The organism is Proteus vulgaris (assembly GCF_011045815.1).
Lineage (GTDB): Bacteria > Pseudomonadota > Gammaproteobacteria > Enterobacterales > Enterobacteriaceae > Proteus > Proteus vulgaris_B.
Window position 1 is genome coordinate 1 of record NZ_CP047344.1, and the last position, 13,001, is coordinate 13,001.

Genomic DNA, 13,001 nt, shown 5'->3' on the forward strand with positions numbered 1-13,001 from the left:
GTGTCACTTTCGCTTTGGCAGCATTGTCTTGCCCGATTGCAGGATGAGTTACCTGCCACTGAATTTAGTATGTGGATACGTCCCTTGCAGGCAGAATTAAGCGATAATACGCTGGCGCTGTATGCACCTAATCGTTTTGTTTTGGATTGGGTAAGAGAAAAATACATTAATAATATCAATGCGTTATTGGTGGATTTTTGTGGCTCTGAAGTCCCTTCTTTACGTTTTGAAGTGGGTAATAAACCTGCATCGACACGTACACCGGAAAGTGTTCCTAAAGCTGTTGTAAACCCAACAGTAAATACGGCACCTACGTATAGTCAGCCCGTTCGCCCTAGCTGGGATAACCAACCTGCGTCTCAACTGCCTGAGCTGAATTATCGCTCTAACGTTAACCCAAAACATAAGTTTGATAACTTTGTTGAAGGTAAATCTAACCAGTTAGCGAGAGCCGCAGCAAGACAAGTTGCTGATAATCCTGGTGGTGCTTATAACCCACTTTTTTTATATGGTGGAACAGGGCTGGGTAAAACGCACTTGTTACATGCAGTGGGTAACAGCATTATGGAACGTAAAGCGAATGCAAAAGTGGTTTATATGCATTCTGAACGTTTCGTACAAGATATGGTAAAAGCGTTACAAAATAATGCGATAGAAGACTTTAAACGTTATTACCGTTCTGTGGATGCACTATTAATTGATGATATTCAATTTTTTGCCAATAAAGAGCGTTCACAAGAAGAATTTTTTCATACCTTTAACGCATTGTTAGAAGGTAATCAGCAAATTATTTTAACCTCAGACCGTTATCCTAAAGAGATTAACGGTGTTGAAGATAGATTAAAATCACGCTTTGGTTGGGGATTAACGGTGGCGATTGAACCACCAGAACTTGAAACCCGAGTGGCGATTTTAATGAAAAAAGCGGATGAAAACCAAATTCAGTTACCTGACGAAGTGGCCTTTTTTATTGCCAAAAGACTTCGTTCTAACGTCCGTGAGCTTGAAGGTGCATTAAACCGAGTGATTGCTAACGCGAATTTTACAGGTCGTGCGATTACTATCGACTTTGTACGTGAAGCATTACGTGATTTACTCGCTTTACAAGAAAAATTAGTCACTATCGATAATATTCAAAAAACAGTTGCTGAATATTATAAAATTAAAGTGGCCGATTTACTGTCGAAGCGGAGATCCCGATCGGTTGCCCGTCCGAGGCAAATGGCAATGGCGCTGGCAAAGGAACTCACAAACCACAGCTTGCCTGAAATCGGGGATGCCTTTGGTGGTCGTGATCATACAACTGTTCTTCATGCATGCCGTAAAATAGAGCAATTGCGTGAAGAAAGTCACGATATCAAAGAAGATTTTTCTAACTTAATCAGAACATTATCATCCTAGCGCTATGAAATTTATCATTGAACGTGAACAGCTTCTTAAGCCGCTACAACAAGTGAGTGGCCCTTTAGGTGGTCGTCCTACCTTACCTATTTTAGGTAACTTATTGCTTAAGGTAACTGAAAACACCTTATCACTAACAGGAACTGACCTTGAAATGGAGATGGTGGCGAGAGTTAACCTCAGCCAGTCTCATGAAATTGGCGCCACAACTGTTCCTGCGCGTAAGTTTTTTGATATTTGGCGTGGGTTACCTGAAGGCGCAGAAATTAGTGTTGAGCTTGATGGTGATCGCCTTTTAGTGCGCTCCGGTCGTAGCCGTTTTTCATTATCAACTTTACCCGCATCTGATTTTCCTAACTTAGATGATTGGCAAAGTGATGTTGAATTTATCTTGCCACAAGCAACATTAAAACGCCTTATTGAATCCACGCAGTTTTCAATGGCACATCAAGATGTGCGTTATTACCTCAACGGTATGTTATTTGAAACTGAAAACACAGAATTACGCACAGTTGCAACAGATGGGCACCGTTTAGCCGTATGTTCGATGGATATCGGACAATCTTTACCTGGTCACTCGGTTATTGTTCCTCGTAAAGGTGTTATTGAATTAATGCGCCTACTGGATGGTGGTGGTGAAAGTTCACTGCAATTGCAAATCGGTAGCAACAATATACGCGCGCATGTAGGTGATTTTATTTTTACCTCGAAGTTGGTTGATGGTCGTTTCCCTGACTATCGTCGCGTATTACCGAAAAACCCAACCAAAACAGTGATTGCAGGTTGTGATATTCTTAAGCAGGCATTTTCTCGTGCTGCGATTTTATCTAATGAGAAATTCCGCGGTGTGCGTATTAACCTCACTAGTGGTCAATTAAAAATCACAGCCAACAACCCTGAGCAAGAAGAAGCAGAAGAAATTGTTGATGTTCAGTATCAAGGTGAAGAAATGGAAATTGGCTTTAATGTCAGCTATCTCCTTGATGTATTGAATACCTTGAAATGTGAAGAAGTTAAGCTGTTACTGACTGATGCTGTTTCTAGTGTTCAAGTTGAAAATGTGGCAAGTTCTGCGGCTGCTTATGTTGTTATGCCAATGCGTTTATAATAGTCACTAACATGATTTTATCCCGTTTATTGATCCGCCATTTTAGAAATATCGAACAGGCGGACCTGCCATTAGCGGATGGCTTTAATTTTCTTGTTGGACCAAACGGGAGTGGTAAAACAAGTATACTTGAAGCGATTTACACCTTAGGACATGGACGAGCATTTCGTAGTTCTCAAGCAAATCGCGTGATCCAACATGATGAAAATGAATTTATTCTTCATGGGCGTTTAAGTGGGCTTAATGAAGAAAGTCGCGGCTATGCGATTGGGTTGAGTAAAGATCGCGAAGGTAATAGTACGGTACGAATTGACGGAAGCGATGGTCATAAAATTGCAGAATTAGCCAAATTATTACCCATGCAATTAATTACACCAGAAGGTTTTACTTTACTGAATGGTGGGCCTAAATATCGTCGTGCGTTTATCGATTGGGGTTGTTTTCATAATGAACCTCGATTTTTTGCTGCATGGTCAGATTTAAAACGTGTTTTAAAGCAACGTAACGCAGCACTAAGGCAAGCAACGTCTTATCGACAGCTAATGCCTTGGGATAAAGAACTTATCTTATTAACGCAACAGATAAGTGAATGGCGAGCTCAATATACCGAAGATATCGCTAAAGATATTGAAGAAACGTGTCGTCTGTTTTTACCTGAATTTTCGCTGAAAGTCAGTTTTCAGCGGGGCTGGGATAAAGAAACTGATTATGGTGAGTTGCTAGCACGTCAATTTGAACGTGATAAAATGTTAGCCTATACCTCACTTGGTGCTCATAAGGCAGATCTACGCATTAGAGCAAACGGCACGCCAGTAGAAGATATGTTGTCACGAGGTCAGCTCAAGCTATTGATGTGTGCTTTGAGACTGGCACAAGGTGAATATTTCACTCGTAAGAATGGGCAAAGATGCCTGTATCTGCTCGATGATTTTGCTTCCGAATTAGATGCAAGTCGGCGTCAGTTGTTAGCCGAGCGTCTAAAATCTACGCAAGCTCAGGTGTTTGTCAGTGCGATAACACAAGGGCAAGTGAAAGATATGCTAGATGTAAATAGCAGGCTATTTAGCGTAGAACGTGGCAAAATAGAGGTTAAACCATAGGAATAAAGCGAGAAACGTTGATGTCGAATACATATGACTCCTCAAGTATCAAAGTATTAAAAGGGCTGGATGCGGTGCGTAAGCGCCCGGGGATGTATATCGGGGATACAGATGATGGAACCGGTCTGCATCACATGGTCTTCGAGGTGGTCGACAACGCAATCGACGAAGCCCTCGCGGGTTTCTGTGATGAGATTATTGTCACTATCCATTCAGATAACTCCGTCTCTGTTCGAGATGATGGTCGTGGAATTCCAACCGGCATTCACCAAGAAGAGGGTGTTTCAGCAGCAGAAGTTATTATGACGGTTCTGCATGCTGGGGGTAAATTCGATGATAACTCCTATAAAGTCTCTGGTGGACTTCATGGTGTAGGGGTTTCTGTTGTTAATGCGTTGTCTGAAAAACTCGAACTGACTATTCATCGCGATGGAAAAATCCATCAGCAAATTTATCGTCATGGTGTACCTGATGATCGCTTAAAAGTGATTGGTGATACTGAAAAATCAGGAACATTTGTTCGCTTCTGGCCAAGTCTTGAAACCTTTAAAGGTGAGACTGAATTCCAGTATGAAATTTTAGCAAAACGTCTTCGTGAATTGTCATTCTTAAATTCAGGCGTTTCTATCCGTTTAATTGATAAACGTGATAATCGTGAAGATCATTTCCACTACGAAGGTGGTATTAAGGCATTCGTTGAATACTTAAGCCGTAATAAAACACCAATTCACCAAAATGTATTCTATTTCTCCACTGAAAAAGATGGCATTGGTGTTGAAGTTGCGATGCTGTGGAATGATGGTTTCCAAGAAAATGTTTATTGTTTTACCAACAATATTCCACAACGTGATGGTGGTACACACCTAGTTGGTTTCCGTACGGCAATGACACGTACGCTAAACAACTATATGGATAAAGAAGGCTTTAGCAAAAAATCAAAAATCAGTGCAACGGGTGATGATGCACGTGAAGGCCTGATTGCGGTTGTTTCTGTTAAAGTCCCAGATCCTAAATTCTCATCACAAACAAAAGATAAACTGGTTTCTTCTGAAGTTAAAACAGCGGTAGAAACGCTGATGAACGAGAAGCTGGTGGAATATCTGTTAGAAAACCCAAATGACGCCAAAATCGTTGTTGGTAAAATTATTGATGCTGCTCGTGCTCGTGAAGCTGCACGTAAAGCGCGTGAGATGACACGTCGTAAAGGTGCTTTAGATTTAGGTGGCTTACCCGGTAAATTAGCAGACTGTTCTGAACGTGATCCTGCTTTCTCTGAACTGTATTTAGTGGAAGGGGACTCTGCGGGTGGCTCTGCAAAACAAGGGCGTAACCGTAAAACGCAGGCTATCTTGCCGTTAAAAGGTAAAATCCTAAACGTTGAGAAAGCGCGTTTTGATAAAATGCTGGCGTCTCAAGAAGTAGCAACATTAATCACAGCATTAGGTTGTGGTATCGGTCGTGATGAATATAACCCAGATAAACTGCGTTATCACAGCATTATCATCATGACGGATGCGGACGTCGATGGCTCTCACATTCGTACTCTGTTACTGACATTCTTCTATCGTCAAATGCCAGAAATTATCGAACGTGGTCATATCTTTATTGCTCAACCACCACTTTACAAAGTGAAGAAAGGCAAACAAGAGCAATACATCAAAGATGATGACGCGATGGACGAATACTTGATGTCGATAGCACTTGATGGTGCAGCACTTTATATCAGTGAACATGCACCAGCAATGCACGGTGAGCAACTTGAAAAACTGGTTGTTGACTACCATGCCGCACATAAAATTATTCGTCGTATGGAGCGTATTTATCCACTGAGCATGTTAAATAGCTTGGTGTATCACTCAACGCTCACAGAAGAAGATTTATCTGACAAAACCAAAGTTGAAGAGTGGATGAGTGGCTTGGTCAACCGTTTAAATAATGCGGAAGAGCAAAGTAGTACTTATAGCTATACCATCACTCAAAACGATGAAAACCGTTTATTTGAGCCAGTGTTACGTATCCGTACTTATGGTATTGATACAGACTATAAACTGGATTATGACTTTATCCACAGTAGTGAATATCAACGTATTACCCATTTAGGTGACATTATTGGGAACCTAATTGAAGAGGGTGCGTTTATTGAGCGTGGAGAGCGTCGTCAGGCGATTTCAAGTTTTGAAGAAGCGCTAGAGTGGTTAACAAAAGAATCACGTCGTGGCCTTGCTGTACAGCGTTATAAAGGTCTTGGTGAAATGAACCCAGAACAATTATGGGAAACCACCATGAACCCAGATACACGTCGTATGATGCAAGTGACCGTTAAAGATGCGATTGCAACGGATGAGCTATTTACTACGCTAATGGGCGATGCAGTTGAACCTCGTCGTGCCTTTATCGAAGAAAATGCGTTGAAAGCCGCAAATATTGATATCTAATAGATATCACTCCATTATGTAAAATGAAAACCAGCTAATTTATTGATTTTAGCTGGTTTTTTTATACTTACTGTTTACGCTCGGATGAATACAACGTAATTAACGCAAAATATTCAGCATACGGCGTAAAGGCTCAGCGGCACCCCATAACAATTGGTCACCGACAGTAAAAGCTGAAATAAATTCAGGACCCATATTCAGTTTACGAATACGCCCTACAGGTGTGCTTAATGTACCAGTTACTGCCGCAGGTGTTAATTCGCGTATCGTCAATTCGCGATCATTGGGAATAACTTTTACCCAGTCGTTATGGCTGGCAAGTAATTGTTCAATTTCAGCAACAGGTAAATCTTTTTTCAGTTTTAGAGTAAATGCTTGGCTATGGCAACGTAATGCGCCAATACGAACGCAAAGACCATCAACAGGGATAATATTTGAACCTGTGTTTAAAATTTTATTGGTTTCTGCTTGTCCTTTCCACTCTTCTCGACTTTGGCCATTTTCTAATTGTTTATCAATCCAAGGGATCAAGCTACCAGCTAGAGGAACACCAAATTGCTCAGTTGGCATCGTACCACTGCGCGTAAAGTTAGTGACTTTACGTTCAATATCTAAGATGGCTGAAGCTGGGTTTTCAAGCTCTTTCACTACTTGATTATGTAGAGAGCCCATTTGTGACAGTAGCTCTCTCATATGACGAGCACCAGCCCCAGAAGCTGCTTGATAGGTGGAGACACTTGCCCACTCCACTAAGTTGTTAGTAAATAAACCACCTAATGACATCAGCATTAAACTAACAGTACAGTTACCACCAACAAAAGCTTTAATGCCTTTGTTTAAGCTATCTTGAATATGTTGACCGTTGACGGGATCGAGAATAATGACTGCATCATCATTCATACGTAACGCAGATGCGGCATCAATCCAGTAACCTTGCCAACCTGCTTGGCGCAGTTTTGGATAGATTTCATTTGTATAGTCACCACCTTGGCAACTAATAATAATATCGAGTGATGCTAGAGTATCAATATCATAAGCATCTTGCAGAGTGCTACGGTGATTACCATAAGCAGGTGCTGCTTCACCTAATTGAGATGTGGTGAAGAAAACAGGGTTTATCCCATCAAAATCACGTTCTTCAACCATTCTTTGCATTAAAACGGAGCCGACCATACCACGCCAGCCCACAAAACCAACATTTTTCATTGTAATTACCCTGTCTTTGTCTGTAGGAATAGTGAGAGACCTCACACTAACCTGACAAAATATAGAGGTAGGTGCAAGTGAATTTATTGATTATTTACCAGAGAATTAGAAGTGTTTCTTATAGTCTTCGTAGAGTTAACAAAAGAAAGCCACAGAACGAACAAATATCAATGAATTGTTAAAAAAGAAAATAGACTCGCCATAAAAATGTAAGAATATTCTGTTATATCTTATTTTGTTTTTTTTGATAAACAAAAATATATTCTTGTTTAAGAAAATAGAGTAAAAATAGAAAAATGTAAAATAGTGTAATATATAAGAAAAACGTATTTACTTAGAGGTCACTCCAAGCTTTATACTAAACGCTATTGTTTAATAGATGATGTATTTTCATAAATAAAAAATAATGATGAAGGTTCTTCATTTTATTTGAATTTTATTTCACCGCTTATTAAGTGGTGTTAGGAGGCGAAATGGATATATCAACAGTCATTCCATTATCTACGTACTACTCGTATTTAAAACGGTTTGTGATTTCACCAACCACGATGGGTACTATCGCGCCTTCATCTCGTTGGTTATGTTATGAAATGCTGGATAAACTCAATTGGCAACAGGACATTCAAGTTGCAGAGTTAGGTGCTGGTACAGGGGTTATTACCCAACAAATTTTAAAAAGAATGTCGGTGAATTCCTCATTAGATGTTTTTGAAATAGAACCTAGTTTTGCAACAGAATTAGATAAAATCGATGATAATCGATTAAAGGTTTATACTGCGTCAGCGGAGAAATTAAACAGTCATTATAATATGATTATTTCAGGGTTACCTTTTTTATCTATACCAAAGAAAACAGGTTTAAGAATTTTAAAACGAGTGCATAAAGAGTTATTAAAAACACGAGGTTGTTTTGTGTTATTTCAATATACCACTCGATATGAAAAAACATTATCTCGCTATTTTCATTTAGAAAAAAAATTAGTCATGCTTAATGTTCCCCCTGCTTGGGTTTATTATTGCACGCCTAAAAATAATATAGGGTAAATGCAAGGCTTGCTCGCTTTTTATATTGTAAATAACAAATAAGAATAGATGCTATTTATTTAGATAAAGTTTGAGCAAGCAAGATAATACTCTTTTCAATTTCATTTGGATTATGAGCAGCATACCCTAATAAAACACCTTTCTTTGGATATGTTTGAATACAGTAACGCGCCAAAGGCTGTATGGCTAATCCTATTTTTCGCGCTTTTTTTACAACATATTCTTCTGTATAACCTGATTTTAACCAGCAGACAATATGGATGCCTGAATCCGTGGGCTCAACATGAAAAACATGAGATAAATGTGTTTTTATCGCATTAGTTAACACTTGATAGCGTTCATAGCAGGCTTTTCTTATTCTTCTTACATGGCGGGCGTAATGCCCTTGAGACATAAACAGCGCTAATGTTGCTTGCTCTAGAAAACCTGAATGTGAATCGGTGTAGTATTTAGCGACTTTAAAGGCTTCGATTAAAGTTTGAGGTACGACTAAAAAACCTAAACGAAACCCGGGATACATCATTTTTGAAAATGTTCCAGCATAGATAACTCGCTGATATTTATCTAACCCTTGTAGAGATTGGATGGGTTTAGTGTGATAGCGAAACTCACTGTTATAGTCATCTTCAAAGATCCACACATTATTGGATGATGCCCATTCTAATAATGCAATACGACGTGAAAGTGAGAGTGTATTACCTAAGGGAAATTGGTGAGAAGGAGTTGTAAAAACAAGTTTTGCTTCTGGACACTGCTCTATTCCTTGAGAAATATCCATTCCATCAATATCTGAGCTTATTGGATATGGCTTTATACCATAAGAAGTGAAGATACCTCGTGCACTGTCATAACCCGGATCATCTAGCCAAATGGTATCCCCCTCTTGTAATAGTACTCTAGTAGTGAGATTTATAGCTTGCTGCGTACCATTTACAATAATGATTTGCTCAGGCTGACAAGAAAGCCCACGAGTTGATTGAACATATTGGCATATCATCTCTTTTAATGGCGTGTAGCCTGTTGGCGAATTGAATGTTGCGAGTATTTTTTTTGATTGTCGCCAAACCCGTCCTAATAGCCTTCCCCAAAGTTCATGAGGAAAAAGATCTACACAGCCAACGCCGACATGAAATGTAGGACTGCTATTAATATTTGGTTGTGACTGTTGCCAAAAAGCGTGAGCTTTTTGCATATTGGGATTTAGCGTTTCTAATGAATCTTTTATGTGTGATGAAGAAATAGGGTGGATTGTTTTGGTCCACTTATCTGAGATAATGGCATCCGGGATTGTATTTGCAACAAAAGTTCCTGCACCACGGCGAGTAAATAAATAGCCTTCATCAATTAAACGTTCAAAGCCTGCAATAACAGAGTTGCGAGAAATCGACATCATTTCAGCTAATGTGCGACTTGATGGTAGACGGCTACCTGATGTTAAGCGCCCATCTAAAATGGCTTTTCTGATCGCGTGATAAACCTGAGAACCTATAGGCCCTTCTTCTAAAACAAGGTTAGGAAAATAAGCTGTTTTTTTCTGTTTCATAAAGTGGACCCTATAAAAACACAAAAAGTGTACCTTATTGAGAGCCAAAATTAAACGTACCATGACCACGATTAAAGGCAGGTGATACTTTTTTATAGCACTGATGAAAGTAGAAGGAAGTGAAGAGATGAGTACAACACCAATAACTGTTTCAATCCAGTTTGTTGAGCAAGAGCATTATGCTCAATGGTTGCCGCATTGGTTAAGTTATCAAGCATTTTATAAAGTTGAGTTATCAGAAGAAATAACATTAAAAACATGGGCACGTTTTTTTGATGAAAAAGAACCTGTTTATTGTGCCGTAGCAATAGAAGGTGAAAAGGTATTGGGTTTTGTTCATTATCTTTTTCATCGCTCAACATGGGCTGAAAGTAATTTTTGTTATTTAGAAGATTTATTTGTTTCACCAGATACACGTGGCCGCCATGTAGGTAAGCAACTTATTGAGTTTGTTCATCAACAGGCAAAACAGTGTAGTTGTGCTCGTTTATATTGGCATACACAGGAAACTAATTTACGTGGTCAGCGCTTATATAACTGGGTAGCAGAAAAACCCGGTGTTATTGAATACCGTATGGCGCTGTAAAAGTACGTTAGGCATGACAGATAGGGTAGAAAAGAGATGGTAATATTTACCATCTCTTTTGGAGTTAGGGTTATTTATTAGATTTAATTTGGGTTAATTAAACGTTGGTTGGCAATAAAACTCATTGCCAACTTTTTTTGCTTCTTCACACGCTTGTTTCATTAATTCATCAGCTTTTTGTTTGTTTGGCTGGATAATATGATATTGGCCAGAGAACATAAAAGAAGCCATTGCTTGAGCAAATCCTTCAAAAGCCATTTCGTTAGCTTTCGCAAACCACATATTGGCTTTCTCCGTATCTACGGGCATATTGCCAACACCACTATAGATAAGTCCTAACCAAATTGGAGCGTAAACAAGTTCTGGTTGATGAATCGCTGCGACTTCTTCTAATAATACAATCGCTTTTTTGTGATCTGTTTCTCCAGATAATGGCGCAATAAGAGCTGTTGCTAAACTTATTTTACCTCTTATGCTTCCTTTATTTACTGCGAGAGTGGCTAATTTTTTTGCTTCGATATAATTATTTTTAAAATAAGGATCGGCATTAAATAAGTAGATATCAGCAAGCAATGCGTAGGCATCAGCATAATCATTTTTTATTGCTTCATTTGCCCACAGTTGTGCATTAAGAAGGTTTTTTTCTACGCCTGTTCCCATCGAATACATTTCGGCTAACTGATATTGAGCTTGTGCATTATGGTTTAGTGCTTCTTTGCGAGTATCTTCAAATTTTCTTTTATCTTGCTCTTCAAAATTAGCGTGTAAAGAAAACGAGCAAAAAAGGGTAAATAGGCTGATAAGCGTCGAAATATATTTAATAAATGTCATGTAGAGTACCGTTTGTAATGATTTTGAAAATCTTACCAATAATAATGGTATAAAAGCAGTTAATTTCTTCGACTTAATCATATGAATAATATTGGGAGAGCCAAAATGGCTATTGATCTTAGTAATCTGGTCACTGAAAGTAGGAATCATGACAGTGAGAATATCGATACGCTTTCAACATTGGATATGCTAAGTGTCATTAATAATGAAGATAAAAAAGTGCCACTTGCAATAGAAAAAGTGCTACCTGAAATTGCACAACTCGTTGATAACGTTGCTGTTGCCTTTACACAGGGCGGTCGCCTTATTTATTGTGGGGCGGGTACTTCAGGGCGATTAGGGATTTTAGATGCCAGTGAATGCCCGCCAACCTACGGTACTCCTCATGAAATGGTGATTGGTTTAATTGCGGGTGGGCATAAAGCGATTTTACAAGCAGTAGAGAATGCAGAAGATAATGCACAATTGGGTGAAGAAGATTTACGCCAACTTAATTTTAATGAGCAAGATATTTTAGTGGGTATTGCGGCAAGTGGTAGAACGCCTTATGTGATGGGCGCTTTACAGTATGCAAAATCACTGGGTGCTATTACAGGGGCAATTAGCTGTAATCCTGAAAGCCCGATCGCCAAACTTGCTGATATTGCTATTACACCGGTTGTGGGTGCAGAAGTGATAACTGGATCATCGCGTATGAAAGCGGGTACAGCACAAAAACTTATCTTAAATATGATAACCACAGGTGCGATGATAAAGATTGGCAAGGTATTTGGTAATTTAATGGTGGATGTTGAAGCGACCAATGCCAAATTGGTTGAACGCCAAATTCGTATTGTGATGCAAGCAACCGAGTGTGAAAGAGCGATTGCTGAAGAAGCGTTATCACAATGTCAGCGTCACTGTAAAACAGCAATTTTAATGATCCTCGCAAACATAGATGCAAAGCAGGCGACACAGATGCTTAATCAAAATAGAGGGTTTATTAGAAAGGCATTGGGTGAGTGATTGAATAGTTTTAGTCTTTATCACTTAATTTTCTTAGGTATTGTGCTAACTGTTGGCTATTTTTAGCTCCAGTGGCTGCATCAACGGTTAAATTTTCCAGCGTATCATCAATATCTATTATTTTTATACCATTGCGATAAAGAAAAGTCATAGTGACAAAAAAGGCAGTTCTTTTATTACCATCATTAAAAATATGACCTCGAGAAATGGCGATCCAATAGGTTGCAGCTAACTCATAAATATCTGTTATGCCTTCATAATGAGTACGATTTTGTACTCTGTAAATAAGTGCTTCGGCTCTTCCTGGTTCAGACATTCCTGCAACACCAGGAAGTTGCTTTAAGATCTTATCATGAAAAGCAATAACTTCTTTCGCACTTACCCAATTCATCGGTTTGTTAATGCCTTTATTGTATGCCCATGACGTTGCATAATGATATCGAATTCAGCATCTAGTTTTGCGTTTTGGTAGGCTTCAAATTCAACCTTACTAATAACTACGGCTGATGTACCATCTCTGCGGGTTATTTCTACAGGCTCACCATGAATAGCGGTGTCTAAAACTTCAGAAATATGAGCCCTAGCTTGAGTCGAGGTATAAGTATGCATAATATTTTCTCACATTATTTAATGTACATTTGAATTGTACATTTTAGGTGTGCAAACTTCAATCTACAAATTAAAATGAGAAGTCTTTTATAATAAAAAAGCCAGCAAATACAAGGTATCTACTGGCTTAATGA

At 39.0% G+C, this 13,001-nt stretch carries 12 protein-coding genes; 7 read left to right on the forward strand and 5 right to left on the reverse strand.

The window, feature by feature from the left end; all coding sequences use genetic code 11:
* Genes dnaA through gyrB form a run of 4 tightly spaced genes read left to right on the forward strand, consistent with a single transcriptional unit; the run spans position 1 to position 6,044 of the window.
* Positions 1–1,401, forward strand: coding sequence for a chromosomal replication initiator protein DnaA (gene dnaA / locus GTH24_RS00005; protein WP_164525803.1), 1,401 nt, complete (start codon positions 1–3; stop codon positions 1,399–1,401).
* 4 nt (positions 1,402–1,405) lie between these two features.
* Complete coding sequence (dnaN, locus tag GTH24_RS00010; RefSeq protein WP_072070480.1) at positions 1,406–2,509, forward strand: DNA polymerase III subunit beta; 1,104 nt, start codon at positions 1,406–1,408, stop codon at positions 2,507–2,509.
* 11 nt (positions 2,510–2,520) lie between these two features.
* Positions 2,521–3,609: a DNA replication/repair protein RecF gene (gene recF, locus GTH24_RS00015; RefSeq protein WP_072070479.1), complete on the forward strand. Its 1,089-nt coding sequence runs from the start codon at positions 2,521–2,523 to the stop codon at positions 3,607–3,609.
* Between the two features lie 20 nt (positions 3,610–3,629).
* Positions 3,630–6,044, forward strand: a complete 2,415-nt coding sequence (gyrB, locus tag GTH24_RS00020; RefSeq protein ID WP_072070478.1) for a DNA topoisomerase (ATP-hydrolyzing) subunit B — start codon at positions 3,630–3,632, stop codon at positions 6,042–6,044.
* Between the two features lie 99 nt (positions 6,045–6,143).
* Here gyrB and asd read toward each other — a convergent pair whose 3' ends face one another.
* A complete protein-coding gene (asd, locus tag GTH24_RS00025) occupies positions 6,144–7,250 on the reverse strand; it encodes an aspartate-semialdehyde dehydrogenase (protein WP_115351322.1) in 1,107 nt (368 codons plus the stop codon).
* A gap of 473 nt (positions 7,251–7,723) precedes the next feature.
* Here asd and GTH24_RS00030 point away from each other — a divergent pair, with 473 nt between their 5' ends.
* The gene (locus GTH24_RS00030) at positions 7,724–8,293 is read left to right on the forward strand and encodes a class I SAM-dependent methyltransferase (RefSeq protein ID WP_072070476.1); all 570 of its coding nucleotides are present in this window, start codon (positions 7,724–7,726) and stop codon (positions 8,291–8,293) included.
* 55 nt (positions 8,294–8,348) lie between these two features.
* Here GTH24_RS00030 and GTH24_RS00035 read toward each other — a convergent pair whose 3' ends face one another.
* Complete coding sequence (locus tag GTH24_RS00035; protein ID WP_164525804.1) at positions 8,349–9,836, reverse strand: PLP-dependent aminotransferase family protein; 1,488 nt, start codon at positions 9,834–9,836, stop codon at positions 8,349–8,351.
* A gap of 127 nt (positions 9,837–9,963) precedes the next feature.
* Here GTH24_RS00035 and GTH24_RS00040 point away from each other — a divergent pair, with 127 nt between their 5' ends.
* The gene (locus tag GTH24_RS00040; RefSeq protein WP_072070475.1) at positions 9,964–10,422 is read left to right on the forward strand and encodes a GNAT family N-acetyltransferase; all 459 of its coding nucleotides are present in this window, start codon (positions 9,964–9,966) and stop codon (positions 10,420–10,422) included.
* A gap of 93 nt (positions 10,423–10,515) precedes the next feature.
* Here the strand turns inward: GTH24_RS00040 and GTH24_RS00045 are convergent, their stop codons facing one another.
* Positions 10,516–11,253: a tetratricopeptide repeat protein gene (locus GTH24_RS00045; RefSeq protein ID WP_164525805.1), complete on the reverse strand. Its 738-nt coding sequence runs from the start codon at positions 11,251–11,253 to the stop codon at positions 10,516–10,518.
* A 105-nt stretch (positions 11,254–11,358) separates the two neighbouring features.
* Between GTH24_RS00045 and murQ the strand changes: the two genes are divergently transcribed.
* Positions 11,359–12,258 carry an N-acetylmuramic acid 6-phosphate etherase gene (murQ, locus tag GTH24_RS00050; protein WP_164525806.1) on the forward strand — a complete coding sequence of 300 codons (900 nt, stop codon included), beginning with the start codon at positions 11,359–11,361 and terminating at the stop codon, positions 12,256–12,258.
* A gap of 10 nt (positions 12,259–12,268) precedes the next feature.
* Here murQ and GTH24_RS00055 read toward each other — a convergent pair whose 3' ends face one another.
* On the reverse strand, positions 12,269–12,649 hold the full coding sequence (locus GTH24_RS00055; protein WP_072070472.1) for a type II toxin-antitoxin system death-on-curing family toxin: 381 nt from the start codon (positions 12,647–12,649) through the stop codon (positions 12,269–12,271).
* On the reverse strand, positions 12,646–12,867 hold the full coding sequence (locus GTH24_RS00060; protein WP_072070471.1) for a type II toxin-antitoxin system Phd/YefM family antitoxin: 222 nt from the start codon (positions 12,865–12,867) through the stop codon (positions 12,646–12,648). Before GTH24_RS00060 ends, GTH24_RS00055 begins: the two co-directional genes overlap by 4 nt.
* Positions 12,868–13,001: the final 134 nt, after the last annotated feature.

What these genes read in the sequence shown, in the direction of transcription:
- gyrB (WP_072070478.1), top strand. Translation starts at nt 3,630, where the DNA reads ATGTCGAATACATATGACTCCTCAAGTATCAAAGTATTAAAAGGGCTG.
- murQ (WP_164525806.1), top strand. Translation starts at nt 11,359, where the DNA reads ATGGCTATTGATCTTAGTAATCTGGTCACTGAAAGTAGGAATCATGAC.
- GTH24_RS00040 (WP_072070475.1), top strand. Translation starts at nt 9,964, where the DNA reads ATGAGTACAACACCAATAACTGTTTCAATCCAGTTTGTTGAGCAAGAG.
- GTH24_RS00035 (WP_164525804.1), bottom strand. Translation starts at nt 9,836, where the DNA reads ATGAAACAGAAAAAAACAGCTTATTTTCCTAACCTTGTTTTAGAAGAA.
- recF (WP_072070479.1), top strand. Translation starts at nt 2,521, where the DNA reads ATGATTTTATCCCGTTTATTGATCCGCCATTTTAGAAATATCGAACAG.
- GTH24_RS00060 (WP_072070471.1), bottom strand. Translation starts at nt 12,867, where the DNA reads ATGCATACTTATACCTCGACTCAAGCTAGGGCTCATATTTCTGAAGTT.
- GTH24_RS00045 (WP_164525805.1), bottom strand. Translation starts at nt 11,253, where the DNA reads ATGACATTTATTAAATATATTTCGACGCTTATCAGCCTATTTACCCTT.
- dnaN (WP_072070480.1), top strand. Translation starts at nt 1,406, where the DNA reads ATGAAATTTATCATTGAACGTGAACAGCTTCTTAAGCCGCTACAACAA.
- GTH24_RS00055 (WP_072070472.1), bottom strand. Translation starts at nt 12,649, where the DNA reads ATGAATTGGGTAAGTGCGAAAGAAGTTATTGCTTTTCATGATAAGATC.
- asd (WP_115351322.1), bottom strand. Translation starts at nt 7,250, where the DNA reads ATGAAAAATGTTGGTTTTGTGGGCTGGCGTGGTATGGTCGGCTCCGTT.
- GTH24_RS00030 (WP_072070476.1), top strand. Translation starts at nt 7,724, where the DNA reads ATGGATATATCAACAGTCATTCCATTATCTACGTACTACTCGTATTTA.